This window comes from Janthinobacterium salmonicoloratum, assembly GCF_051380845.1.
GTDB lineage: Bacteria > Pseudomonadota > Gammaproteobacteria > Burkholderiales > Burkholderiaceae_D > Janthinobacterium > Janthinobacterium lividum_F.
The window spans coordinates 291811-316769 of sequence record NZ_JBNYXV010000002.1 but is presented as its reverse complement, the minus strand read 5'-3'; the positions used below and the strand labels follow the sequence as shown (position 1 = coordinate 316769).

General features: G+C 62.9%; 21 protein-coding genes and 1 riboswitch. Of the genes, 9 read left to right on the top strand and 12 right to left on the bottom strand.

Annotation, left to right across the window (positions count from 1 at the left end; genetic code table 11):
• Positions 1-54 precede the first annotated feature (54 nt).
• Positions 55-630 carry a TMEM165/GDT1 family protein gene (locus tag ACQ4WY_RS14630; RefSeq protein ID WP_099665756.1) on the bottom strand — a complete coding sequence of 192 codons (576 nt, stop codon included), beginning with the start codon at positions 628-630 and terminating at the stop codon, positions 55-57.
• 21 nt (positions 631-651) lie between these two features.
• Positions 652-821: riboswitch (yybP-ykoY riboswitch) on the bottom strand.
• A 145-nt stretch (positions 822-966) separates the two neighbouring features.
• On the opposite strand from ACQ4WY_RS14630, the gene ACQ4WY_RS14625 reads away from it, so the two are divergent.
• The 3 genes from ACQ4WY_RS14625 (at position 967) to ACQ4WY_RS14615 (ending at position 6975) form a co-directional block, all read left to right on the top strand.
• Positions 967-3348 carry a M1 family aminopeptidase gene (locus ACQ4WY_RS14625; RefSeq protein WP_436504709.1) on the top strand — a complete coding sequence of 794 codons (2382 nt, stop codon included), beginning with the start codon at positions 967-969 and terminating at the stop codon, positions 3346-3348.
• Positions 3349-3467: 119 nt separating this feature from the next.
• A complete protein-coding gene (locus tag ACQ4WY_RS14620) occupies positions 3468-5327 on the top strand; it encodes a M1 family metallopeptidase (RefSeq protein ID WP_436504708.1) in 1860 nt (619 codons plus the stop codon).
• A gap of 22 nt (positions 5328-5349) precedes the next feature.
• Positions 5350-6975, top strand: a complete 1626-nt coding sequence (locus ACQ4WY_RS14615) for a serine hydrolase (protein ID WP_436504707.1) — start codon at positions 5350-5352, stop codon at positions 6973-6975.
• Between the two features lie 41 nt (positions 6976-7016).
• Here ACQ4WY_RS14615 and ACQ4WY_RS14610 read toward each other — a convergent pair whose 3' ends face one another.
• Positions 7017-7847, bottom strand: coding sequence for a class I SAM-dependent methyltransferase (locus tag ACQ4WY_RS14610; protein ID WP_436504706.1), 831 nt, complete (start codon positions 7845-7847; stop codon positions 7017-7019).
• Between the two features lie 85 nt (positions 7848-7932).
• The gene (locus ACQ4WY_RS14605) at positions 7933-8592 is read right to left on the bottom strand and encodes a pyridoxamine 5'-phosphate oxidase family protein (protein ID WP_436504705.1); all 660 of its coding nucleotides are present in this window, start codon (positions 8590-8592) and stop codon (positions 7933-7935) included.
• A gap of 104 nt (positions 8593-8696) precedes the next feature.
• Between ACQ4WY_RS14605 and pdxR the strand changes: the two genes are divergently transcribed.
• Both pdxR and ACQ4WY_RS14595 read left to right on the top strand, forming a co-directional pair.
• On the top strand, positions 8697-10214 hold the full coding sequence (gene pdxR / locus ACQ4WY_RS14600; RefSeq protein ID WP_436504704.1) for a MocR-like pyridoxine biosynthesis transcription factor PdxR: 1518 nt from the start codon (positions 8697-8699) through the stop codon (positions 10212-10214).
• 32 nt (positions 10215-10246) lie between these two features.
• Complete coding sequence (locus tag ACQ4WY_RS14595) at positions 10247-10852, top strand: imm11 family protein (protein ID WP_436504703.1); 606 nt, start codon at positions 10247-10249, stop codon at positions 10850-10852.
• Positions 10853-10881: 29 nt separating this feature from the next.
• On the opposite strand, the gene ACQ4WY_RS14590 is transcribed toward ACQ4WY_RS14595, so the two are convergent.
• From ACQ4WY_RS14590 to ACQ4WY_RS14555, 8 genes are all read right to left on the bottom strand, one after another.
• Positions 10882-11661 (bottom strand): spermine/spermidine synthase domain-containing protein, encoded by a 780-nt coding sequence (locus tag ACQ4WY_RS14590; RefSeq protein WP_436504702.1) that lies wholly within the window; start codon positions 11659-11661, stop codon positions 10882-10884.
• Positions 11662-11720: 59 nt separating this feature from the next.
• Entirely contained in the window at positions 11721-12245 is a 525-nt protein-coding gene (locus tag ACQ4WY_RS14585) for an FxDxF family PEP-CTERM protein (protein WP_436504701.1), read from the bottom strand.
• Between the two features lie 238 nt (positions 12246-12483).
• On the bottom strand, positions 12484-13800 hold the full coding sequence (locus tag ACQ4WY_RS14580; RefSeq protein WP_436504700.1) for a sensor histidine kinase: 1317 nt from the start codon (positions 13798-13800) through the stop codon (positions 12484-12486).
• 14 nt (positions 13801-13814) lie between these two features.
• On the bottom strand, positions 13815-15167 hold the full coding sequence (locus ACQ4WY_RS14575; protein WP_436504699.1) for a sigma-54-dependent transcriptional regulator: 1353 nt from the start codon (positions 15165-15167) through the stop codon (positions 13815-13817).
• Positions 15168-15195: 28 nt separating this feature from the next.
• Positions 15196-16434 carry an ABC transporter permease gene (locus tag ACQ4WY_RS14570; protein WP_436504698.1) on the bottom strand — a complete coding sequence of 413 codons (1239 nt, stop codon included), beginning with the start codon at positions 16432-16434 and terminating at the stop codon, positions 15196-15198.
• 28 nt (positions 16435-16462) lie between these two features.
• Positions 16463-17785 carry an ABC transporter permease gene (locus tag ACQ4WY_RS14565; protein ID WP_436504697.1) on the bottom strand — a complete coding sequence of 441 codons (1323 nt, stop codon included), beginning with the start codon at positions 17783-17785 and terminating at the stop codon, positions 16463-16465.
• Between the two features lie 9 nt (positions 17786-17794).
• Complete coding sequence (locus ACQ4WY_RS14560; RefSeq protein ID WP_436504696.1) at positions 17795-18511, bottom strand: ABC transporter ATP-binding protein; 717 nt, start codon at positions 18509-18511, stop codon at positions 17795-17797.
• A gap of 44 nt (positions 18512-18555) precedes the next feature.
• Entirely contained in the window at positions 18556-19821 is a 1266-nt protein-coding gene (locus tag ACQ4WY_RS14555; RefSeq protein WP_436504695.1) for an efflux RND transporter periplasmic adaptor subunit, read from the bottom strand.
• A 207-nt stretch (positions 19822-20028) separates the two neighbouring features.
• On the opposite strand from ACQ4WY_RS14555, the gene ACQ4WY_RS14550 reads away from it, so the two are divergent.
• A complete protein-coding gene (locus ACQ4WY_RS14550; RefSeq protein WP_436504694.1) occupies positions 20029-21594 on the top strand; it encodes a MutS-related protein in 1566 nt (521 codons plus the stop codon).
• Between the two features lie 10 nt (positions 21595-21604).
• On the opposite strand, the gene ACQ4WY_RS14545 is transcribed toward ACQ4WY_RS14550, so the two are convergent.
• A complete protein-coding gene (locus ACQ4WY_RS14545) occupies positions 21605-23515 on the bottom strand; it encodes a phosphoethanolamine transferase (RefSeq protein ID WP_436504693.1) in 1911 nt (636 codons plus the stop codon).
• 18 nt (positions 23516-23533) lie between these two features.
• Here ACQ4WY_RS14545 and ACQ4WY_RS14540 point away from each other — a divergent pair, with 18 nt between their 5' ends.
• The 3 genes from ACQ4WY_RS14540 to rpsG all read left to right on the top strand — a co-directional run bounded on the left by ACQ4WY_RS14540 (position 23534) and on the right by rpsG (position 24947).
• The gene (locus ACQ4WY_RS14540) at positions 23534-23728 is read left to right on the top strand and encodes a hypothetical protein (RefSeq protein WP_436504692.1); all 195 of its coding nucleotides are present in this window, start codon (positions 23534-23536) and stop codon (positions 23726-23728) included.
• A 212-nt stretch (positions 23729-23940) separates the two neighbouring features.
• Positions 23941-24324, top strand: coding sequence for a 30S ribosomal protein S12 (gene rpsL, locus ACQ4WY_RS14535; RefSeq protein WP_010394376.1), 384 nt, complete (start codon positions 23941-23943; stop codon positions 24322-24324).
• 152 nt (positions 24325-24476) lie between these two features.
• On the top strand, positions 24477-24947 hold the full coding sequence (gene rpsG / locus ACQ4WY_RS14530; protein WP_010394377.1) for a 30S ribosomal protein S7: 471 nt from the start codon (positions 24477-24479) through the stop codon (positions 24945-24947).
• Positions 24948-24959 lie beyond the last annotated feature (12 nt).

The window sequence follows — 24959 nt, the reverse complement described above, 5'->3', positions numbered from 1 at the left end:
TGAGCATGAATATTGTAAATGGGAAATTATCTGCGACTGGGTGAGTTTGATGCGTCAGAAACCCAGAGCCGCGCCTGCACCCAGCAGGGTGGCCACGCCCAGCACGGCAAAGACCAGCGCCGCGATGCCATGCACCAGGCGCAGCGGGACGCGGTTGGCGATTTTGTCGCCCAGGTAGACGGCCGGCACGTTGGCCAGCATCATGCCGAAGGTGGTGCCCAGCACGACGGAAACAATGTCGTGGTAGCGCGCCGCCAGCGCCACCGTGGCCACCTGCGTCTTGTCGCCCATTTCCGCCATGAAGAAGGCGATCAGGGTGGTCAGGAAGACGCCGTACTTGGCCAGCTTCGTTTCGTCTTCATCGAGCTTGTCGGGAATCAGGGTCCAGGCGGCCATCGCCAGAAACGAGACGCCCAGTACCCAGCGCAGCACATCGGGCCCCAGCATGCTGGTGATCCAGGCGCCGACGGCGGCGGCAAACGCGTGGTTGGCAATGGTGGCGACGAAAATCGCCAGCACGATGGGCAGGGGCTTGCGGAATTTGGCGGCCAGCAGAAAGGCCAGGAGCTGGGTTTTGTCGCCGATTTCAGCGAGACCGACGATGCCGGTGGAGATGAGGAATGCTTCCATGAGATTGCAAGAGGTACGTGGGCCGGACGAATTAACCAATGATCCACGGGCGACTCCGGCCCATGCGGCCGCCCTGGATCAATGGTCTCGTCAAGTTCTGCAACCACCTGCACCATGGCCTGCGGGCCAATCATGTTGATACAGGTTCCCGCGGCAGGACCGCGGGACGACTACTCCCCAATGTTCGAGGCGCATCATACGCCAATGCCCGCCCCGGCGCCAGTACCGCCGGCGCACGGCGCGACCTTGTGTGTGGGACTTCGACAACAATGATCGATTTGCAAACAGACTCGCCTTAGAATGCAGTCTGTTCACGACTCCCAGATGGAATGCGCCATGCCGCTCCTCGTTCGCTTGCTTGCCTTGTGCCTGACCTTGTTTACTCCTTTGCCCGGCCTGTGCGCCGCCGCGCCCTTCGACGACAAGTTCCGCCAGCTCGAAGAACTGCTGCCCACGCCAAATAGCTACCGCACCGCATCGGGTGCGCCGGGCCACGCCTACTGGCAGCAGCGCGCCGATTACGTGATCCGCGCCACGCTCGATGAGGCACGGCGGGCCATCACGGCCAGCGAGCAGATCACCTACCACAATCGCTCGCCCGACAGCCTCGCGTATCTATGGCTGCAACTGGACCAGAATGGCTTGCGCCAGGATGCCGACCAGCGCCGCGTACTGAGTGCCCCCTCGCGCCAGGCCTGGTTGAGCAGCAACGAAGAGGAGGCGCTGAAATTCGAGGACTTGCGCGCCATCCATGCGGGCCGCGAATTTGACGGCGGGTTCAAGCTCACCGCCGTGAAAGCGGCCAGCGGCAAGCCGCTGCCGTATGTGGTCAACCAGACCATGCTGCGCATCGACTTGCCGGTGGCGCTGGCGCCCGGCCAGAGCATCACGTTCAACATCGACTGGTCGTATCAGATCAATGACCAGAAGGTGTTGGTGGAGCGCTCCGGCTATGAGTATTTTGAAGACGATAAGAACACGATTTTCCAGATCGCGCAGTGGTTCCCGCGCATGGCCGCGTATTACGATGCCGTCGGCTGGCAGCACAAGCAGTTCCTCGGCTCCGGTGAATTCACGCTGGAGTTCGGCGACTATGAGCTCTACCTGACGGTGCCTGGCGACCATGTGGTGGCCGCCACGGGCGAGCTGCAAAATCCTGCTAGCGTGTTGAGCGCAGCGCAGCGCGAGCGGCTGGCGCGGGCGAAAAACAGCAATACGCCACTGCTGGTGATCACGCCCGCCGAGGCGCTGGCGGCGGAAAAGGGCCGGGCGGCCGGGATGAAAACCTGGCACTTCAAGGCGGCCAATGTGCGCGACGTGGCGTGGGCGTCGAGCCGCAAGTTCATCTGGGATGCGCAGGGACTCGATAGCGGCGGCAAGCGCGTGATGGCCATGTCGTATTATCCGAACGAGGGCAACCCGCTGTGGCAACAGTACAGCACGCGTGCCGTCGTGCATGCCATCGAGCAGTACAACAAGTACAGTTTCGACTATCCGTATCCGAACGCGATTTCCGTCAATGGCGCCGTGGGCGGCATGGAGTATCCGATGATTTCGTTCAATGGCGGGCGCCCCGTGAAGGACAAGAAAACGGGCGAACGCACGTATTCGAAGACGACCAAATATGACCTGATCGGCGTGATTATCCACGAAGTGGGCCACAATTATTTTCCCATGATCGTCAACTCGGACGAGCGTCAGTGGACGTGGATGGACGAGGGCCTCAATTCCTTCCTGCAGTACCTGGCCGAACAGGCATGGGAAGAGCATTTCCCGTCCTGGAACGGCGAACCTCGCAAGATCGTCGACTACATGCGCAGCCAGAACCAGGTGCCCATCATGACCAATTCCGAGTCCTTGCTGCAGTTCACGGCGAATGCCTACGACAAGCCGGCCACGGCGCTCAACATCCTGCGCGAGACCATCCTCGGGCGCGAACTGTTCGACTTCGCCTTCAAGCAGTACGCCTTGCGCTGGAAGTTCAAGCGCCCGACTCCCGCCGACTTTTTTCGCACCATGGAAGACGCTTCCGGCACGGACCTGGACTGGTTCTGGCGCGGCTGGTTTTATACCACCGACGCGGTCGACATCAGCATCGACGGCATCAGCGAATATGGCGTGAGCACGAAGAATCCGGAAATCGAGAAAGCGTGGAAGAAGGCGCAGAAGGCGGCGCAGCCCATCTCGATCTCGGACCAGCGCAACAAGGCGCTGCCGAAGAAGGTCGACGTCGATCCGGCGCTGAAGGACTTCTATAATCAGCATGACGAATTCACGGTCACCAACAAGGACCGCAACAGCTATGCGGAAGAGCAGGAAACGCTGGAGCCGTGGGAGCGGAAACTGCTGGAACAGCGCAACATGGGCAAGCATCTGTACCTGGTCGATTTTTCGAATCTCGGTGGCCTGGTGATGCCGCTGATCCTGGAGATCGAACTAAAAAGCGGCAAGAAGATCATCGAGCGCGTGCCGGCCGAAGTGTGGCGCTATGCGCCGCACAAGATCAGCAAGGTGATCGTCACCGACGAGCCGATGGTGGGGCTGGTGCAGGACCCGTACTGGGAGACGGCCGACATCGACATCAGCAACAACGCCTGGCCGAGAAAAATCACGCCATCGCGCCTGGAACTTTTCAAGCTGGACCGCGACAAGAATAACCTGATGAAGGATTTTAATGTTCCGCTGAAGGCGTCCGAGGCCAAGGCCGAGACGAAGTAGGGAAACAGCGCCGGCCAGTCCGGCGCTTTTTTTCTGCCGGCCTGCGCCGGAAGTGCTATTCTGCGCGACGCCTCGGCGCACACGGACCGGGGCTTTCGCAAATCATTCAAAAGACGACCATGCAAACTTTGACCTTCCTGCGCGCGCTTGGCTGTGCGCTACTTTGCCAGGTGACCCTGGCCGCGCACGCCGACCCCCTCAGCTACGCGCGCTACGACCAGGTGCGCACGCGCGACCTGCAGCTGGACCTGAAAGCCGATTTCAAGCAAAAGACCCTCTCCGGCTATGCCGAGCTGTCCTTGAACTGGATCGACCCGGCGGCGCGCACCCTGGTGCTCGATACGCGCGATTTGTCGATCGCGAAGGTGCAGGTACAGGACAAGCGCGGCGCATGGCAGATGGCGCCGTACCAGCTGGACAAGGCCGACCCGGAAAAGGGCCAGGCGCTGCGCATCACCACCACCGGCCAGCCGGGCAAAGTGCGCGTCTACTATCACACGGCCCCCAACGCCATTGCGCTGCAGTGGCTCACGCCGCAGCAAACCATGTCGGGCAAGCTGCCTTTCATGTTCAGCCAGTCGCAAAGCATCAACGCCCGCTCGTGGGTACCGTCGCAGGATACGCCGGCCGTGCGCTTTACCTATAGCGCGCGCATCGAGGCGCCAAGCGGCATGCGCGTCGTGATGAGCGCCGAGAATGACGAAAAGGCGACGGGTAAGGGCGGCTGGAAATTCAGGATGCCGCAGCCAATTCCCTCGTACCTGCTGGCGATCGCCATCGGCGAACTGGAAGTGCGCAAGCTCGGCCCCCGCTCCGCCGTATATGCCGAACCGCCGCGCATCAAGGCGGCCGAATACGAGCTGGCCGACACGGAAAAGATGATCCAGGCAGCCGAGGCGCTGTACGGTCCGTATGGCTGGGGACGCTACGACATGATCGTGCTGCCGCCATCGTTCCCCTACGGTGGCATGGAAAACCCGCGCCTGACCTTCCTCACGCCGACCATGATCGCGGGTGACCGCAGCCTGGTCGACCTGATTGCGCATGAACTTGCCCACTCGTGGTCGGGCAACCTGGTCACCAACGCCTCGTGGAAGCATATGTGGCTCAACGAAGGTTTCACCACCTACGTCACCACGCGCATCGTCGAGCAGTTGTATGGCAGCGAAGTGGCGCAGATGGGCGTGCAGGTCGACCAGGAAGAACTGGCCGCTTCGATCAAGGAATTGCCGGCGGCGAAAACGGCGCTGATCACGCGCGATGCGGATGCCAAGCCCGCGGAAACGTACACGGACGACGGCATCATCTACCCGAAAGGCGCCTGGTTCCTGGCCACCATGGAGCGCCGTGCCGGCCGTGCCGTGTTCGACCCCTTCCTGCGCGGCTGGTTCGACCAGCACGCGTTTCAGAGCGTGACGACGGAGCAGTTCATCGCCTACCTGCGCAAGAACCTGCTGGCGCAGCATCCGGACGTGATGCCTGAAGCGGAACTCGATGAATGGCTGTATGGCACAGGCGTGCCGGCCAGTGCGCAGCGCGTCGTCTCTCCGCGCCTGGCGCTGCTCGACCAGCACCGCGACGCCTGGCTGAAGGGCGAGCTGTCCACCAAGGACCTGGGCATGGACAAATGGATCGCCATCGAATCCATGCACTTCCTGAACGACATCAACAACAAGGCCAGCGCGGCGCAATTGCGTGAGCTGGACCAGGTCTACGGCGTTGGCAAGAGCGGCAACAATGAAGTCGCTTACCGCTTCTATCTGGCATCCGTGAATGCCGGCTACGACGTGCGGCAGCCGCTGCAGGCATTCCTGATGAGCGTGGGCCGCCAGAAGTTCGTCGTGCCCCTGTACAGCGCCTTGATGAAGACGCCGCAAGGCCATGCCTGGGCCAAGGACGTGTATGCGAAGGCGCGTGAGCGCTACCACCCGGTGACGCAGGAAAGCGTCGATAAATTGATGGCCGCGCAAGCGCATTGAACTTTCTTTGGACATCCTGACCATGCATACCATGAACCGCCTCGCCGCCGCCATCGTGCTGGCGTTTTCCAGCATCACCTTACCGGCGCTGGCCTTTGACGCAGCTCCCGTTGTTGCCACCGCGCCTGCCTTCGATCTTGATCGCGACGTCGCCACCGCCCTGACAGTGTTCGACGTGCCGGGCATGGCGATCGCCATCGTCAAGGATGGCAAGGTCGTCACCGCCAAGGGCTTTGGCGTACGCAAGCTGGGCGAGCCGGCGGCCGTCGATGCGCAGACCTTGTTCGAAGTGGCATCGAACTCGAAAGGCTTCACGGCCGCCGCGCTGGCCATGCTGGTCGACGATGGCAAGGTGGCCTGGGACGACCCCGTCACCAAGCACCTGCCCGGCTTCCAGATGCACGATTCCTACGTGACGGGCGCCATGACGGTGCGCGACCTGCTGACGCACCGCAGTGGCCTGGGCCTGGGCGCGGGCGACTTGCTGTGGTGGCCGACCACCACGTTCAGCACCGACGAGATCATCGAGAAGCTGCGCTACATCCGTCCGGCCACGAGTTTTCGCAACAGCTATGCCTACGATAACCTGCTGTATATCGTGGCCGGCAAGATCATTGCCGACAAGGCGGGGAAAAGCTGGGGCGAGGCCATGCACGAACGCATCCTGGCGCCGCTGGGCATGACGGGCACCACCACCAGCCTGGCCGAGAGCGCGGGAAATCCCGACGTCGCCAGTGCGCACAGCAAGATCGACGGCAAGATCGCCGCCGTCAAATCCATGCCCGTACCGAACGCCGTGGGCGCCGTCGGCATCAACACGAATGCGGAAGATATCGCCAAGTGGATGATGGTGCTTCTCGACGGCGGCAAGATCGCCGGCGTGAAGGATAAGGATGGCAAGGAAGCGCGCCTGTTCAGCGAAAAGCAGGGCCGCGAAATGTGGACGGCGCAAACGCCGATCAAGATTCCCGAGCCGAAGCCAACGCTGGCAGCGACGAAACCGAACTTCAGCGCATATGGCCTGGGCTTCCAGCTGCGCGACTACAAGGGAATGAAGGTCGCCATGCACGGCGGCGCGCTGCAGGGATTTTATTCGCGCGTGGTGATGGTGCCGGAAGCAAAGCTGGGCGTGGCCATTCTCACCAATGCGGAAAATGGCGGTTCCATGACGGCGCTGCAATGGCGCATCCTCGACCATTACCTGCAGGCGGCGCCGTCGGACTGGCTGGCGCTGGTGGCCAAGGTGGAGCAGGACCAGCATGCCGAGGAAATGAAAAAGCAGGGCAAGGCATCGAGCGCGCGCGCGGCCAAATCGCAGCCATCGTTGCCGCTGGCGGCGTACGACGGCGAGTATGAAGATGCCTGGTATGGCAAGGTCGTGATCAAGCCGGAGGGGAAAAAACACATCCTCAGCTTCACGCGCACGCCGGACCTGACGGGCGAGCTGGAACACTGGCAGCACGACACCTTCATCGTGCGCTGGAAAGAGCGCAATTTCAACGCCGACGCTTACGTGACGTTCTCGCTCAATCCCGATGGCAGCATCGACCGGGCGAAGATGGCGCCCGTGTCGGCCGAGACGGATTTCAGCTACGATTTCCAGGATCTGAGCCTGGTGCCGGTGAAACAGAAAGAGGGAAAGAAGTAAAACAGGAATCAAAAGGCCACCGCGAGGTGGCCTTTTTCACGCTATGGCTTGACGAACTTCAGGGTCATGCGGTCGCTCTCGCCGATGGCCGTGTACTTGGCCCGCTCCACATCCTTGTTGGCGTAGGTCGGCGGCAACGCCCAGACGCCGCCCTCATGGTCCGCCGTGTCTTTCGGATTGGCGTTGATGTCCGACTTGGCCGCCAGTTTGAAACCTGCGCTTTCGGCCAGCTTGATCACATACGCTTCGTGCATGTAGCCGCTGCTGGCCGTGGCATCCTGCGCCTTGTTCGCCGGTAGGCGGTGCTCGACGACGCCGAACACGCCGCCCGGTTTCAGGCTGTCATACACTTCCTTGAACAGGGTCTGCATGCCTGCTTCGCCGATGGGTATCCAGTTGTGGATATTGCGGAAGGTGAGCACCATGTCGGCCGTGCCCTTGGGCGCGATGCGGTAAGTGGTGGGCGGCGCGAAGGCGCCGAGTTCCACCTTGCCGAAAGCGGCTGGATTGGCGTCGAGTTTTTGCTGGAAGCGCGCCGCGCCGCGGCGTGCGCCTTCGCTGGCCGATTGCGGATCGTTGCCGGCGGCGATCAGCTTGCCGTTGTCGCGCAGGTAGGGCGCCAGGATCTCCGTGTACCAGCCGCCGCCAGGCGCCAGTTCGACCACCGTCATGCCGGGCTTGATGCCGAAGAACGTCAGGGTTTCATACGGGTGGCGGGCGCTGTCGCGTAGCGCGTTGGCCGGCGTGCGCGCACTGCCGGCGATGGCAGCCTTCAGGGCCGCGTCGCCCGCATCGGCGGCCAGTGCCGCACCGCTGCCGCCACAGGCCAGCATGACCGTCAGGGCCGCAGCCAGGGATACTCGCTTCATCATCATATGCTCCATGCGTGATTGGATCGGTTGGTAAATTGGTGGCGATCGCCATCAACGCCGATCATCGGGCAAGCACGCCGGCCGGTCAAGCGGATTCCGTACCCCATGCAGCGGCATACGCGGGCATTTTGCTGGTGTTGAGCGCATCGGCGATGGCCGCGCCACGGCCGTGCGTAAACGGCAGTTCGCCCGTCCAGACGGCATGCGCCATGTCGCCCTCGTCGTCGAGCGGGCCTCCCTTGCGCTGCTTGACGGCGCATTCGTCGAGCGCGATGCGCAGCACGGTGGTGGCGGCGTATTCCTTGGCGCTGCCGCCGCGCACGTGCGCCAGGCGTCCCGGCGCCAGCTTTTCCATCAACGCATCCATGGCCGCATGCTGCTGGCCGATATCGCTTACTTTTTCAAACTGCCCGTACACCATCGCCGAGCGGTAGTTCATCGTGTGGTTGAAGGCGGAGCGCGCCAGTACCAGGCCATCGAGATGGGTTACCGTCACGCACACGACCGTATCGCGCAGCAGCTGCTTGAGCATGCGGCTGCCGTTCGAGCCATGGATGTACAGGTGGCCGCCGATGCGCCAGCAGGCGGTCGGGATGCAATGGTTTCCTTGCTCGTCCTGGAAGGCGATATGGCACAGATAGGCGGCGTCGAGGACGGCGTACAGGGTGGCTTGCTCGTAGCTGGCCAGTTCGGCGACGCGGCGCACGCGGGTACGGGGGCTGGGAGGCAGGGCGGTGGTGGTCATGGCGGAAGTCCGGTTGGTTGAAGAAGCAGGCCGCACTATAATCGGCATCTGGCCCTGAAAAAAGATCCAGAACTGAGAAATAATTTAGAGCCACAAGGAGGCGCATGGATTTTGCTTTGCTGCTCGATGCATTCGAGCGCACGCACCGCGAGCGGGGCTGGCCGCGCCAGCGCCTGCTGCATGAATGTCTGCGCGCGGCGATCCGCGGCGGGCAGCTGGCGCCCGGCACGCGGCTGGCCGCCACGCGCGTGCTGGCCGCGGAACTGGGACTGGCGCGCAATACCGTGCTGTACGCCTACGAGCAATTGGCCAGCGAAGGTTTTGTTTTGCCGGACCGGCGCGGCACCGTGGTCGCAGGCAGCGCCGGCGAGCCGATGGCATCGCCAGTGAGTGGCGGCCAGGATGGCTTGTCGCGCCGCGCCCGGCATTTGCGCGGCGTGGCGGGACAGGATGTGAATGCGACGGTGGTGTTCCCCGCCGACGTCATGGGCGCGTTCGCGCCTGGCGTGCCGGCGCTCGACGAATTTCCGCTGGCGCAGTGGCGGCGCATGCTGGACCGCGCGTGGCGCGCGCTGACGCCGCGCCAGCTCAATTACGGCGACCCCGCCGGCGAGCCGCAGCTGCGCATGGCCATCGCCGAGCATTTGCGCGCCGCGCGCGGCGTCGTCTGCGATGCGGGCCAGGTGTTCATCACGGATGGCACGCAAAGCAGCCTCGATGTCTGCCTGCGCGCCTTTGCGGACCAGGGCGATACCTTATGGATCGAGCATCCCGGCTATGGCGGCGCGCTGGCGGCGGGCCGTGGCGCCGGCTTGCAGGTGACGGGCATCGCCGTCGACATGGATGGCATCGCGCCGACGGATGACGACTGGCGCGATACGCCGCCGCGCCTGATCTATACGACGCCGTCGCACCAGTATCCGACGGGCAGCGTGCTCAGTCCCGCGCGCCGCATGGCGCTGCTCGAACGCGCGCGTGCCGCAGGCGCGCTGATCATCGAAGACGATTACGACAGCGAATTTCGCCATGGCGGGCCACCGCTGGCCGCCATGCAGGGGCTGGTGGCGAACGCGCCCGTCGTGTACCTGGGCACCTTTAGCAAGACCATGTTTCCCGCCTTGCGCATCGCCTTTATCGTCGTGCCGGCGGCGCTGGCCGGGGCCTTTGCGCAGATGCAGGCGCAGGGCGCCGCACGGGGGCGCGTGGCCGAACAGCTGGCGCTGGCCGAGTTCCTGCGCAGCGGCCTGTTTGCGCGCCATGTGCGGCGCATGCGCAGGCTGTATCGCCAGCGCCGCGACGCCTTGAGCGAAGCCTTGCAGCGCCATGCATGTGGCGGCGCGGCCATCCATGGCGGCACGGCTGGCATGCACCTGGCGCTGCGTTTCCACGATGGCGCATGGGATGACCTGGCGCTGAGCCGGCGCGCTGCGCAGGAGGGCATCGTGGCGCTGGCGCTATCCGCGCATGGCACGGGCGAGAGGAGGGGCGAGGGCGCCGGCTGGAACGGTTTCCTGCTCGGTTATGCGCAGGTGCCGGCTGAGAACATGGATGGGCTGGCGCGCCGCCTGGGCGCGCTGCTAGCGCAACCAGGCGCGGCTGGAAAGGTGAAGCGGGCACAATAGGGCCTTTGCCAGGCCAAGAAAGAGGACTGCCCATGATACTGAGCTGGAAAGCCCCTGTTTATTACAATGACAAACTCACCGGCTCCTACGACAAGGAACGTGGGTCGTATGAGACGGCTGGATCGAACTTCGACTACCTGGACCTGCTGCAGGGTGCGCTTTTCCCGCCCGGCATGGACAAGCCCTCCGTGCATTTTGTCTGTCCGAGGGAACGGCTACTGAAATATGACTGCCTGTGGCTGCTCGGTGAGGTGCCACTGGTCTCGGCCCGCCTGGCCGAGTTCCTCGCCGGCGCCGCCGGCCAGGACGTGGAATTGCTCGTCCCCGCCTGCATCATGGCGGGCGGTGAGCCGGTGGAGCAGCCGTTTTACATCGTGAATGCGACGCAACATGTACAGGCGGTGGACCTCGAGCGTTCAATCGCGGAAAAGGATGACAAGGGCAATATCATCTACTTCACGAGCAGGTTTTTCCGCGCCGATGCAATGGCACCCAGGCAGATCGCCAGGGATGCGCAATCGGGCGACCTGTTGATTTCCAGCGAGCTTGCCGGCCTGATGAAGGCCGCACGGTTCAAGGGTGACAAGAAGCTGGGATTTTATCGCGCCGAAGGAAGATGGGAAGAGGTTCTTGAATGAGATCGCACGGGCACCGCGCCTGATGGGGGTTACTGTTGCTCCAGCATCCACTGCTTCAAGCCGTTGACCCAGTTCTTGGCGGGCAGGTTGAACTGCTTCTTGATGGTGGCGGCGCGTTCGTACAAGTCGCTGAAGTCGAGCGATGGCGACTTTTTGAAGGCCAGCACGACGATGTTTTCATCTTCCATTTCCGGCACCCAGACGACGGCGTCGAAGACCAGTTCCATCGCCTGCAAGTTCTTGTCGTAGTTGGGGAAGTCGCCGAAGACATTCGTGCACATGATGCCGTCGTCCGTCAGGCAGTCGTGGCAAGCCTGGTAGAACTCGGGCGTGTCGAGCACGGGGCCGCGCGCATCCTCGTCGTACAGGTCCACTTGCAGCGCGTCGACCGTGCCGTGGTTGGCCGGATCGAGCACGAAATCGAGCGCATTCATTTCGCGTACATCGAGGCGCGCGTCGTTTGGCGGCAGCGCAAACTGGGCGCCGCAGATGGCGATCACGTTCGGATTAAGTTCGATGGCCGTGACCGTGGCGTCGGGGAAGCGTCGGTAGCTGAATTTGGTCAGCGCGGCGCTGCCCAGGCCCAGTTGCACGATGCGTTTGGGCTGCGTCTTGAACAGCATCCACATCATCATCATCTGCACGTATTCGAGTTCGATGGCGTCGGGCTTGTCCAGGCGCATGGCACCCTGCACCCACTTGGTACCCAGGTGCAGGTAGCGGATGCCGCGGTGTTCCGTGGTGGTGGCCGGCGGGTGGCCCGGCTGGCTGAAAGTGGTATGGCTGGTGGAGGTAAAGTCGGTCGTCATGGCAGCAGTTTAGCAGCCGGCCAAAAAAAAGACGCTGCAGCGTCTTTTGGGTGCCGAACTCAAAGTTGCTTGCGGCGTCGAGCCAGGAAGCCCAATATCCCCAGGCCGGCCAGCATCATGGCATAGGTTTCCGGCTCGGGAACGGGAGCCAGGTTCAGGTTGAAGGTGCCGCCATAGCTGCCGCCATTGCTGCTACCCATGACCGTGAGGACCATCGGACCGTTGAACAGCAGGGTGGTGGGCGCCAGCACTTCGCCCTGGGCATAGCCGAACACGGTGGGGCCGCCAAAGCCTGTCAGGGCGATGCCGTTCAGGTCAGCGCCGCTGAAGTTGATGGAGGCTGGGTCGCTGCCTGTGACCGACAGGTTGGCAAGGAAGGCTTGCGCGGTCGAACCGAAGGTTGCATCCGGGGTGAAGGTGAACGTATCGGTAAAGGCGCCTAGCGGACTGGGGGTGGCGTTGAAGCCCCCCGTCCACAGGTCGCCGGTGGTGTTGGTCAGGTTGATGGTGTACGACGCAGCATATGCGCTGCTGATGGTTGCCGCGCCCAGTATCGCTGCTGCAATGAGTGATTTCAGTTTCATATTTATCCCCGCGAAATAACGATTGATGTTTCAAAAAAACCGTACCGCGTTGATAAATTATCGTCAAGACATTTCATTGTCAATCAGCTATTTTTATATCATTATGCAAACTTAAATAGCTTATTTCTAACACACGGGCTTGGTGCTTATAATATTGCAATATTTAAAACTCTAATTATCAATATTGCACCGAAAAATAATTGCCAGAATGTGAGCAAAAAAGCGGTTGCGATGGGAACTAATTTCTGTCCTGCAATGGAAGAATCAAAGTCACCGCCAATCCGCCGCCCTCGCGGTTGGCCAGGGTGATGCGACCGCCATGGGCTTCGGCGATTTCGCGCGCCAGCGCCAGGCCAAGCCCCGTGCCGCTGCGCTTGGTGGAATAAAACGGCACCAGCGCGTTTTCCAGCACCGCGCCGCTCATGCCCGGCCCGCGATCGCGCACTTCGATGCGCACCTGCCCTTGCGCCTGGCTGACGTGCAGGCCGATATGCTCCTCCCGCGAACCCGATTCCAGCGCATTCTTGAGCAGATTCAGCAGTGCCTGCTGCATTTGCGCCGCATCGAACACGGCCGCCTGCGCGGGTGGTGGGCCGTCCTGCGTGAAGACCGCTTGCGAGGCCAGGCCGTCGAGGAACGGTTGCCATTCGCACGGCGCCAGGCGCGGCGTGGGCAGCTTGGCAAAGCGCGCATAGCCGAGGATGAAGGTTTCCAGGTGGCGCGTGCGCTCCTCGATGGTGGCAAGGATTTGCGGCAGGCGTTCGGTCTGGCCGCGGCGCACCAGCTCGGCGCCGGAATGGGCCAGCGAGGCCAGTGGCGCCAGTGAGTTGTTGAGTTCATGGCTGATGACACGGATGACTTTTTTCCAGGTCTGCACTTCCTGGCGGCGCAGTTCCAGGGTCAGCTGGCGCAACAGCAGCAGCTCGTGCTTGCGCCCGTTCAGGCTGAAGCTGCGCCGCGCCAGGTGATACACCTCTTCCTGTTCCCCCTCGCCGCTGGTAAACAGGCCGTCATTGCGGCGCGCCAGCGCTTCGGCCAGGGCCGGCGCCGCCTGCTGCACGATGTCGGCCAGGTGATGCCCTTCGAGCCGGCGGCCGTGGTGCAGCAACTGGCGCGCGGCCAGGTTGGCGTAGACGATGGCGCTGCCTTCGGCCACCAGCAGCATGGCCACCGGCGTGTTTTGCACCATGGTGTCGAGCAGCAGTTCGCGCTGCACCAGGTCCAGGCGCTGCCTGCGCAGCACGTCGCCGAGCGCATTGTGGGCCGCTACCAGGTCGGCCAGTTCATCGTTCTGCGGCCAGCGCAAGCTGAAGCCGAAGTCGCCATCCTGGTAGCTGGCGACCGTGCCGCTCAAGGCGCGAAACAGCGACAGCATCGCTTGCAGCTGCGCGCGGATGGTAATCATGGCCACCGGCAGCACGCACAGCAGCGTACCCGCCAGCACCAGCAGCGGCTGGCCGGGTAAAAAATGCGCGAGCAGCAGGGAGATGACTATGCCCAGTACCAGCAAGGTGACGATCAGCGCCGTCCAGCGCGTGAGCAGGGAAAGGCGCATGGGACGGTATGCCATCAGCCGCGCGCGATGCCCAGGCGTTCCATGCGCCGGTACAGCGCCTGCCGCGACAGCCCCAGTTCCTGCGCCGCCTGCGCCACCACGCCGTGTGTGCGCGCGAGCGCCGCGGTGACGCTGTCGCGGTCCGGCTCCGTCGCGGCGGCATCTTGCGGCGCGCGCAGTGATGGCACACCCGCCAGCGGCAGGCCCGTTTCCTGCGCGCGGATCACCGCACCGGCCGTCAGCAGGCTGGCGCGTTGCATCACATTTTTCAGTTCGCGCACATTGCCCGGCCAGCCGTGGGCCAGCAGGGTGGCCTGCGCCTGCGCGTCCAGGGTTTTTTCACTGCCCAGGAAATGCTGTGCCAGCACCAGGATGTCAAGCGGGCGCTGGGTCAGCGGCGGCAGGCGCAGCTCGATCACGTTCAGGCGGTAGAACAGGTCTTCGCGAAACGTGCCGGCCTTGATCATCGCCGGCAGGTCGGCGTTGCTGGCGCTGATGACGCGCACTTTCACTTGCCGTTCGCGGTTCGAACCGAGGCGCTCGAAGCGTCCCGTTTCCAGCACGCGCAGCAGTTTCATTTGTCCGGCCAGCGGCAGGTTGCCGATTTCGTCGAGGAACAGCGTGCCGCCGTCGGCCGCGTCGAATTTTCCGTCGCGCGCGCGCGTGATGCCAGTGTAGGCGCCCGCCTCGGCGCCGAACAGTTCCGCCTCGATCAGATCGACTGGCACGGCGCCGCAATTGAGCACGACGAAGGGGCCGCTGGCGACCTGGGAATTGGCTTGTACGATGGCGGCGATGCGTTCCTTGCCGCTGCCGTTCGGCCCCGAAATGAGCACGGGTACGTCGGCCCGCGCCACCTGGCACGCCAGGTGCACGACTCTTTCCGTGGCCGGGTCTTGCCACACCATGCCGCGCAAGTCGAAGTCGTGTTCCAGGGCGTGGCGCTGGCGCTGTTCGGCCACCACGCGCTGGCGCAGCGCGCGGTTGGCCTGCCCCAGTTCCAGCAGGTTCTGCACGGAAGCGATCAGGCGCCGGTCATCCCATGGCTTGGCCAGGTAGTCGGCCGCGCCGGACTTGATCAGGTCGACGGCCGCGTCGAGCTGTGTCCATGCCGTCAGCAGGATGACGGGCAGGTCCGGGTAGCGCGCGCGGATGGCGTGGAACAGCGCGCTGCCTTCCTCGCCCGACGTGGTGTCGGCCGTGAAGTTCATGTCCTGCACCACCAGGTCGATGGCGTGGCGCTCGAGCAGCTGCAGGCCTTCCTCGGGCGAGGCGGCGCGCACGGCGTCGATCTCGTGCAGGGAGAACAGCACGTCGAGCGCGATGGCCACGGCGGCATTGTCGTCAATAATCAGTACGGTAGGCATGCGCGCAGCATATCACTCAGGTGCCGGTTCAGGTACTGCGGGTGGCAGTGGCCGGCGAAATGCTGGCCGCGCGCCATGCCGGGCCATATACTGCGCCCACGCCCAGCAGCCAGAATACGCTTGCGCCGGCCAGCAGGTAGGGCAACGGCAGGCGCGCCATTTCCAACTGGCTGACCAGCAGGTGATTCAGCGCCAGGGCCAGCACTACGCCGGCCGCCACGCCGATGCTGGTGATCATGAAATTCTCCATCAGGAAGTAGCGCAGGATGTCGACGCGGCGCGCCCCCAGTGCGCGGCGCACGCCGATTTGCTTCCTGCGCTGCGTCACCCACAGGCTGGCGATGCCGACGATGCCGCTGGCCGTCACCAGCAGCAGCAGGGTGCTGACGGCGATCAGCATCCAGGACAGGCCCCGGTCGGCCCGATAGCGCGATTTGCGGTGCTGTTCCAGGGTATCGGTGCGTACCAGCAGACGCTCGCTGCTGGAGGTGCGGATGGTTTGCTCCGCCTCTTTCATCAGGCGGTCGCGCTGTCCAGGCTCGGCGCGCACGGCATACAGCACCGCATCGCGCCCGCCTGTCAGGCGGGCCGGGAGGATGATGGAAAATTCTCCTTGGGAGGTGACCTGGCCGACCTGCGTCTGCAGCCGTTCCACTACGCCGACCACGCGCATTTCATCGTCGTCGTTGCCGGTGCCGTTGAACAGGGGGCGGCCGACAAAGTTGGTTTCGCCGGGCCAGATCTTTTGCGCCGCGGCGCGCGTCACGATCACCACCTTGGGGAAACTTTCATCGACCTCTTCATCGATTTCCGGCACCTCGTCGGCATGGAAATCGCGCCCCTCCACCAGTTTTAATCCATATGTCTTGACCAGCGAATCGGGCGTGACGTACATCGAGGTGCCAGCGCTGGCCGCCGCTTGTCCGCGCTTGGCCGCGACGTTGGTGCTACTGCCGGAACGCGACAGCACCGCCTGCGTGGTCTGCGCTACAGAGACGACGCCGGGCAAGGCGCGCAGCAGGGCGGCCTGGCGCTTCTGGTCGGCCAGTTGCTGGTTGTGGCTGCCTTTCACCATATTGCGCACATTGACATAAAAAATATCGTTTTCTTCCGCCACGCCGGTGGGACGGGCGGCGATGGCCTGACGCAAGTTCACGATGTGCAAGGCATTGGCGAGGATGGCCAGGCTGATGGCGACTTGTACGGCGACGAGCACAGCGCCGGTCTTGTTGCGCATCAGCGCCGACAGGATGGGACGGATTTCCATACGGGACCTCATTGTGGACGGGTGGATGTCATTGGGATTTGAGCTGCATGGCCGGCGTGACCTGACAGGCGCGCCAGGTGGGTAGCAGCCCCGCCAGCAAGGCAGCCAGCACGGAAACGGCAAACGTCAGCAGCAGCATCGGAACATCCATGTGCGCCACGGTGCCCAGCTCCCGCGATTGCGCGCTTACCACGGCCAGGGCGGCATACGCCAGCAGCAGGCCCAGCACGCCGCCGGCCAGGCCAATGACGCCTGTCTCGATCAGGAACTGGCGGAAGATGTCGCGCCGCGTAGCGCCCAAGGCGCGGCGGATGCCCACTTCCGCGGCACGCACGGAGAATTTCGCCAGCAGCAGGCCGATGGTGTTGACCAGGCATAGCAGCAGGAAGCCGAAGGCCAGCCAGGCCGCCAGCTTGTTGTCGTTGTCGACCACGTTGAGGAAGTCGAGCCATTGCCTGACGTTATACAGCGTGTTGGGTGCCTGGCGTGGCATGCGTCCCAGCTTGCGCTGTTCGGCCGCATAGCTATCGAGATAGGCTTGCAGGTCGCCCCGCTCTCCGGCACTGTCCATCTCGAACCAGAATTGCAGCCAGGTGCAGTCCGACGTCAGGGTGCCCTGGAAACCGGGGCCGCGTTCGACGCCGCTGCAAGCCATGCCGCCATCATGTGTCGTTTCGTGGCGGATGGCGCTGGCAAAGGGAATGAAGAATTCATCCTCCGTCCCAAAGGCGCCCTTGCTGCCGATGATGCGGTGCACGCGCGGCACGGGGTCCCACTTGTTCAGCACGCCGCTGACCAGGTAGGGGCGTCCCAGCACCATCACGCGCTGGCCTACGGGATTGACTGCGCCCAGCAGTTTTTCGGCGAGGGCGCGGCTCAGGACGATGACGTCGGCACCGCTGGCATCGTCGGCTTCACTCCATGGTTGGCCATACAAAAACGGCACTTCGAATATGGCGAAGAAATCGCGCGTGGGGGCCAGGCCCTGGGCCTGGAAGGCGCCGATATCCTTGCGCGCCGGTTCCACCGGGCCGGCCACGCCGTACACGATGCTGCGCCGGATGCCGATCTTACTGGCCAGGAAATTCTTCGCGTCGGTATAACTGAGCTGCGCCTGGCCGAAGCTGGGCTTTTCGCCCGGCACGTAGCCTTTCAAGGGAGCGACGTCGATCACAGGCACAAACATGCGGTCGCTCTTGTGCGGCAGCGGATCGCCCGACATGGCGTGCAGGATGGTGACGGTGGACACGCTGGCGGCCACGCCGACGGCCAGGGTCAGTACCATCAGCGCGGTCAGGGCGCGGTTGCGGCGCAGGCTGCGCAGGCCCAGCGTGAAATAGTAGCGGAACATGGTCTCTCCTTACGCGGTCACGGGGTGCTGCGGCATGGCCGACAGCGAGGCGCGGTGCTGCACCAGGTCCGACACCTGGCCGTCGATGATGTGCACATTGCGCTGGCTGCGCAGCGCCAGTTCCGGATCGTGCGTGACCATCAGGATGGTGGTGCCTTGCGCATTGATTTCCTCCAGCAGCTCCATCACGCCGCGCGCCATCTGCGTGTCCAGGTTGCCCGTCGGTTCATCGGCCAGCAGCAGCTTGGGCGAGCCGGCCAGCGCGCGCGCGATCGCTACGCGCTGCTGCTGGCCGCCCGACAATTCGGCCGGATAGTGTTTCATGCGTGACGCCAGGCCGACCTTGGCCAGCGCTTCCTCGATGCGTTCCTTGCGTTCGGCGCGGTTGAAGCCCCGGTAGCGCAGTGGTACGTCGACGTTGTCGAACAGCGACAGGTCGGGGATCAGATTAAAACCCTGAAAGATGAAGCCGAGTTTTTCATTGCGCAGGCGCGAGCGGGCATTGTCGTCCATGCCCCTGACGTTGACGCCGTCGAGTATGTATTCACCGTCCGTGAATTCCTCGAGCAGGCCGGCGATGTTCAGAAAACTCGTCTTGCCCGAGCCGGACGGCCCCGTGACGGTGACGAATTCACCTTGTTGCACATGGATGTCGAAGCCGCGCAGCGCGTGCGTTTCGATCATGTGGGTACGATAGACTTTGCTCAGGTTTTGCATGCGCAGCATGGAGGGGCCTCTTCTAGAGTGAGATGAAGGAGATTCAGTTGAATTCAGTTGAGCGAGACGCGTGCTGCGTTCGCGAAGTTTTCCGTGCCGGCGACCACCACCTTGTCGCCCAGCTTCAAGCCGTCGAGAATTTCCACTGCCGACACGCTGGTCGCGCCCAGTTTGATCGGCGTGCGGATGGCCACGCCGTCGCGCACGACGTAGGCGAAACGGCCGCCTTCGGCTTCGACGAAGGAGCCGCGCGCCAGCATCAGCACATTCGGTTTTTCATCGATCAGCAGGCGCGCCGCCACGCGCTGGTTCTGGCGCAGGCCGGCCGGCTGCTCGCCGTCGAAACGCACGCGCGCCAGCACTTGGTTCTTCACCACTTCGGGCGACAGCGCCGACAGCTTGCCGGTCGCCCGGATGGCGCCCGTTTCGATCTCGGCGCGCATGCCCAGGCCCATGTCGGCCACATAGGTTTCAGGCACCTCGAGCTCGACTTCCAGCTGCGACAGGTCGACCAGGGTCATCAGCGCCGTATTGGCTTGCACCACGCTGCGGTTGGCCACCGACAGGGTGCCGATGAAGCCGTTGACGGGCGCGCGCACGGTCAGTTCATCGACCCTGCGCTGGGCGTTGTCGCGTACCAGGCGCTGGCGTTCGAGTTCATTGCTTTTTGTTTTCAGGGCCAGGGTCACGTCTTCGCCTTCCAGTCCTGCCGCCTGGGAAGCGTGCTTGCTGCGGATATCGGCTGAATTCAAGGCATCCTTGGCCTTCTGGTAATCGATCTTGGCGATGATGCCGACCTGCGCCACGCTTTCATAGCGTTCGAGCGTGCGCTGTGCGGAAAGGCGCTCGATTTCGGCCGTATCGGCTTCACGGCGCGCCAGCAGTTTCTGCTTCTTGGCCAGGATCTGCTGGCGCGCCACTTCCGCCTCCAGCTGCTGCACGCTCGATTGTTCGCGCTTGAGGGCGTCGGACAGGTCAGGCGACTCCAGCACGGCCAGGATGTCGCCCTTTTTCACCGTGTCTCCTGCCTTCGCTTTCAGCGTGACGGTGGCCACCGTGGTGGAATACAGGGTAGGGCTGATCGAGGCGACCACGCGGCCAGTGACGGCCGCGTCGCGGATCAGGGTGCCGCGCGTGACGTCGGCGATGCGCAGGCGGCTGCTGTTGACGGAATGCTCGCTGTTGCGCCAGCCGGCAACGACAGCGATGGCGGCGCCGATGACGACGACGGCGCCAAGCAGCAGCAGGGCACGTTGCTTGTGGCGCTGGCCCGGCGGGGCGGACAGTACGGCGTCTTGGGAGGAGGTATCGCGGATCATGGTCAGGTCTCGTGAAGGATGCCTTTTCCAATGCACGATCCGTGCCAGTTATTAAGTCGTTGATTTGAATGGGAAAAATTTTTTGCGTCCGGCTGTCCGCCGTGTCCGCGCCGTCCAGCATGTCCGTCCGCGCAGCTTGCACTTGATAAATTGGCAATCGCCTGCATCTGCTGTGGCGACTCCTTTTTTGACCCCTCCCCAGGCGCCATGCATCCATTCCTCCAGCAGCTTTTCCCTGCCCGCGCCTTTGCGCCGGCGCTCGATTATCCTTTCGCGCGCAGCGACGTGGCGATGCTGCAGCGGTTGACGGGCGAGGCGCCATCGCTCGATGGCCAGACCTGGAACGAGCTGCTGCTCGACCAGTATGCGGCGCAGCTGGCGCGCGAGACCAGCATCTTCGGCCAGCAGGAGCTGCACCGGCGCCTGAGTGGTGGTCAGGCCGATCCTGCCTCCATTGCGCGCGTTAAGCAATTGCTGGACGATCCGGCCCAGGCGGCCAGCCTGCAGCGCGCTTGCTTGCCCTTGCGTCAGGCCGAGACGGAAGTGAGCGAGACCCTGTTCGGTGCGGCGCTGGCATCGGCGCCCTGGTGGAGCGTCTGGCTATGGCTAGTGCCGCTGGCCTTGTTGCTGGCCATTGCCGCCAGCTGGCTGGTGGGCTGGCCGGCGCTACTTGGCGTGCTGGCCGCCTGTGTTGCGCTGATGACCGTGCAGGTGCGTTTTTACGAAAGCGCCAAGCTATGGGAGCGTACGCTCGATACCTTGCGCCACCTGCTGAAAACCCGTGCCGCGCTGGCGCGGCTCGACGTGCCGGCAGCCTTGCCATTGGCGGCCGACGGCGCGCAAACGGCCAAGCTGACGCGCGCCATCGAGCGCTCGCTGCTGCATTACGTGCCCTTCATCGATACGCTGCTGGTCGAGTATGGCGACTGGCTCCTGCTGAAAAACGTCAAGCGCTACTTCCGCACGCGCCAGCTGGTGGCGCAGCAGCTGCCCTTTCTGCGTGACAGCTTTACCCAGGTAGCCCAGCTGGAAGCGGACCTTGCGCTGGTGCGGCAGCTGCGTGCGGCCCCCGTGTTTTGCTGGGCGGGCACCGCGGCGCCGCGCGCCCTGGCCTTGCAGGGCATGCTGCATCCCTTGCTGGAGAACGCCGCGCCGCTGTCGTTCGGCGTGCAAGGCAAGGGGGGCTTCATCTCCGGCCAGAACGGTATCGGCAAGAGCACCTTGCTGCGTTGCATAGGCTTGAACCTGGTCTGCGCGCGGGCCTTTGGCTTCTGTCATGCGGACAGCGCTGATGTGCCGCGCCTGGCCGTGTATGCGAGCATGCAGAATGAAGACTCGCTCGATGGCGGCGAAAGTTTATATATCGCCGAATTGCGGCGCGCGCGCGAATTGCTGGCGCTGGCAGAGGGCGGTGCGCCGGCGCTGTTCCTGATCGACGAGATTTTCCGCGGCACGAACCACCTCGAGTCGGTGGCGGCCGCCGCCGCCGTGCTGCATTCCCTGGCCGCGCGCCACCTGGTGATCGTCTCGTCGCACAACCTGGTGCTAGGGCCGCTGCTGGAAGACTGCCTGGCGCCGTGGTGCGTGCGCCGCGATGACGCCGGCGCGCTGCAGCTGGCGCCTGGCGTGCTGCAGGCCACGAATGGCATCGCCCTGCTGGCGCAGCGCGGTTTTGACGCCGGTATCGCGGACAAGGCCGGGCGCGTCTTCGACTGGCTCAGCACGCACATGGCGCAACCGGCCGATTGCGGCGGCGTGCTCGAACGGGCCTGATGGCCGCGCGCTACTTTTCCTGCTTTTCCGGCGTGCTCTTGTCGATCACTTCGCGGCAATCGCCGCGGATGATGGCGTTGTCGTAGTTGGTCCAGCCGTAGCTGTCGACGTAGCGCTTGTGCTGCTTGAAGCGGGGGCTGGCGATGCTCCATTCGGGCTGTTCGCCGGCAAAGCGGATGTCGCCCAGGTCGAGCAGGGTGTGGAACATGTTTTCCGTCGACAGGCGCGCCTTCTGATGGCGCTGCAGCTGCGTCACCTTGTCCGGATAGTGTTGCTGGAATTGCGGCGAATACCAGACGAAGGCGGGCACGTGGAATTCGAACTGCGTGTTGTGGCCGTGGAAGGCCAGGCGGCAGGTGCCGTCGTACAGGGTCTGGCCGTGATCGGCCACGTAGACGAGCGAGCTGCGCAGGGCGGTGCGCTGGCCATCGTCCTTCAGCATGCCGATCACGTTCGACAGGAACCAGTCCGTGTACAGGATGGAACTGTCGTAGCTGTTGTTCAGCTGTGGCTTGATGGCCGTGTCCGTGTAGACGGGTTTGTCGACGCCGAACAGCGACGGTTGCCACTTGTCGAATTGCTTGGGATAGCGCTGGCTGTAGTTCCAGTGGCTGCCCAGGGTGTGCAGCACGATGAGCTTTTTCGGCGCCGGGTCGGCCAGCGCGTTCCTGAACGGGTCGAACAAGATCTGGTCGAAGTTCGAATTGTTGGTAAAGCCGCCCAGGTTCAGGAATTGCACCACGTCCGCCTCCTTGGCAAACACGGACACGGGCGTATCGAACTGGCCGAACGAAATCTGGTTCGATAGCCAGTAAGTCTTGAAGCCCGCTTCCTTGTAGGCAGTCAGGAAGGATTTTTCCGAGAAGCCATCCTTGAGGCTTTGCGTGGCCGGCTTGCGCGAGATGATGACGGGCACGGACAGGCGCGTGGCGGAAACGGCCGTGATGACGTCGGCCAGCGGCACCAGGTTGCTTTCCTGTTTCAGCAGGGGATTGGTGTCGCGTTCGTAGCCGTTCAGGCTCCAGCGGTCGTAGCGCGACGATTCGCCGATCACCATGACCACCACTTCCGGATGGGGATCGGGATGTTGCTGGTGCGCGCCGAAACGGAAGCTGCTGCTTTTCTGTCCCAGCTCGGCCAGGTACTTGCGTTCCTTGTAGAAATCGAAGCCGCGCGCGGCCAGGCCGAAGGGCCAGGAATTGCTGACGGTGTCGAAGGCGTAGGGCAGGCGAGCCCAGTGGGGCAGGCTGGGCCAGCCCAGACCCGTTTCATCGGCGCCGGCGATGCTGGCGTTCTCCGGCTTGCTGCTTTCCTCGTCTTCTTCGGCTGTTTCGTCGTCGGCAGAGCTGGCGTCGCCGAAGCCGGAAGCGCCCGCCTTGCTGCTGGCCTTGGCCGATGCGGGAGCGCTATGCAGAACCTTGGCGTCGAAACCGAATTCGTGGCCATACCACCAGAAGCCGCCCAGCAGGATCAGCAGCACGAAGGCGGCCGGGCGCGACTTGCCGCGCCAGTCGAGGTCGCGCGTGCGCGTGGCCGCAAACCAGCCGAGCGCGCACCAGGCGATCACGCCCAGCATGACGGCGCCCATCAGCCACACTTTTTGTCCGAGGAATTCCATCGCTTCCTTGGGGCTGGTTTCGAAGATGATGCCCAGGTGGTGCGTGGAAATGCCCTGGCCATAGAAGATGAACAGGTAGATTTCCGTCGGCAGGGCCAGGAAGGCGGGCACCAGCAGCCAGTGGAAGTATGCGGGGCGCTTGAACACGCTCCAGACGGCCAGCCAGGCCAGCAGCTCGAAGGTGAGCATCTGCCAGGGATGCTCGAGCGCACGCCCCAGCAGCGCGGGGACGAAGGGCACGGCCGTCAGCAAGGCGTACGTCAGGAGCAGGAACAGATTGGCGGGGCGAAGCAAGGAGCGCATAAAGGAGGGCAGCGAAAAATGTCCGCTATTATCAATCCTTTTGTTGGCTTGCGGTCATACAAGAATGCGCGCGTCCGATACTTGGCCGCAGGGAAAGAATGCCAAATCATCAAGCGCCGCACGCTGCCGGCGTCGGCGCGCCGCGGCCAAAGATTAGTCAAAATGCCACAAAAGTGCCGCTTTTTTGCCTTTTTTTATAGCAAAAAGCGGTAAACTGATTGACCCCCTGTAACACAAGGTCTAAACTAGCGAGTTCTCGATTTTATTCTGCTCATCGTTTACGTATTGCTTGGCATTTCATGGCCGCTCCTTATCGAGTGGCTGCGGGCGCCTCCGGTGCGCAGTAGATGAAAGCGGGACGAGGTTTTAGTCGCCGGGCATATTGCCCGGGTTATTAATCGTAGTTTTTTGTTGGATTTATAACGATGCCAACCATCAATCAATTGATTCGCAATCCACGCGTCGCTTTGACCGTGAAGAGCAAATCGCCGGCGCTGGAAAACAGCCCGCAAAAACGTGGCGTCTGCACACGTGTTTACACCACGACTCCAAAGAAGCCTAACTCGGCTCTGCGTAAAGTCGCTAAAGTTCGTCTGACCAATGGTTTCGAAGTCATTTCGTACATTGGCGGTGAAGGCCATAACCTGCAAGAGCATAGTGTTGTGCTGCTGCGCGGCGGTCGCGTTAAGGATTTGCCGGGTGTGCGTTACCACATGGTTCGCGGTGCCCTGGATACCCAAGGCGTTAAAGACCGTAAGCAATCGCGTTCGAAGTACGGTACCAAGCGCGCTAAAGCAGGCAAGAAGTAATAAGTTGTACGCAGCAAACCCAAGTTTCGCTCAGTGGCAACTAGCTAAGTGAATGTAGTCGACCGCATCTGGTCGAGTAAGTGGAAGACTATGATGGTCGTCCGCGAGTGTGCGAAGAACGCGCGCTCAACTGAAGATTGAAAGGAATTGATATGCCACGTCGTCGTGAAGTACCCAAGCGCGAAATTTTGCCAGATCCAAAATTCGGCAACACTGATGTCGCTAAATTTGTAAACGTGCTGATGCTGTCCGGTAAGAAATCGGTTGCAGAAAACATCATCTACGGTGCTTTCGAGCACATCGCAGCAAAATCGGGCAAAGATCCGCTCGAAGTTTTTGCTACCGCAATCAACAACGCCAAGCCGCTGGTTGAGGTGAAATCCCGTCGCGTCGGTGGTGCAAACTACCAGGTGCCGGTCGAAGTTCGCCCAGTCCGTCGTATGGCTCTGTCCATGCGTTGGTTGCGTGAAGCTGCTAACAAGCGCAGCGAAAAATCGATGCCACAACGCCTCGGCGGTGAGCTGATGGAAGCGGCTGAAAGCCGCGGCGGCGCGATGAAAAAACGCGACGAAGTCCATCGTATGGCTGAAGCGAACAAAGCGTTCTCGCATTTCCGCTTCTAATATAAAGCCAGC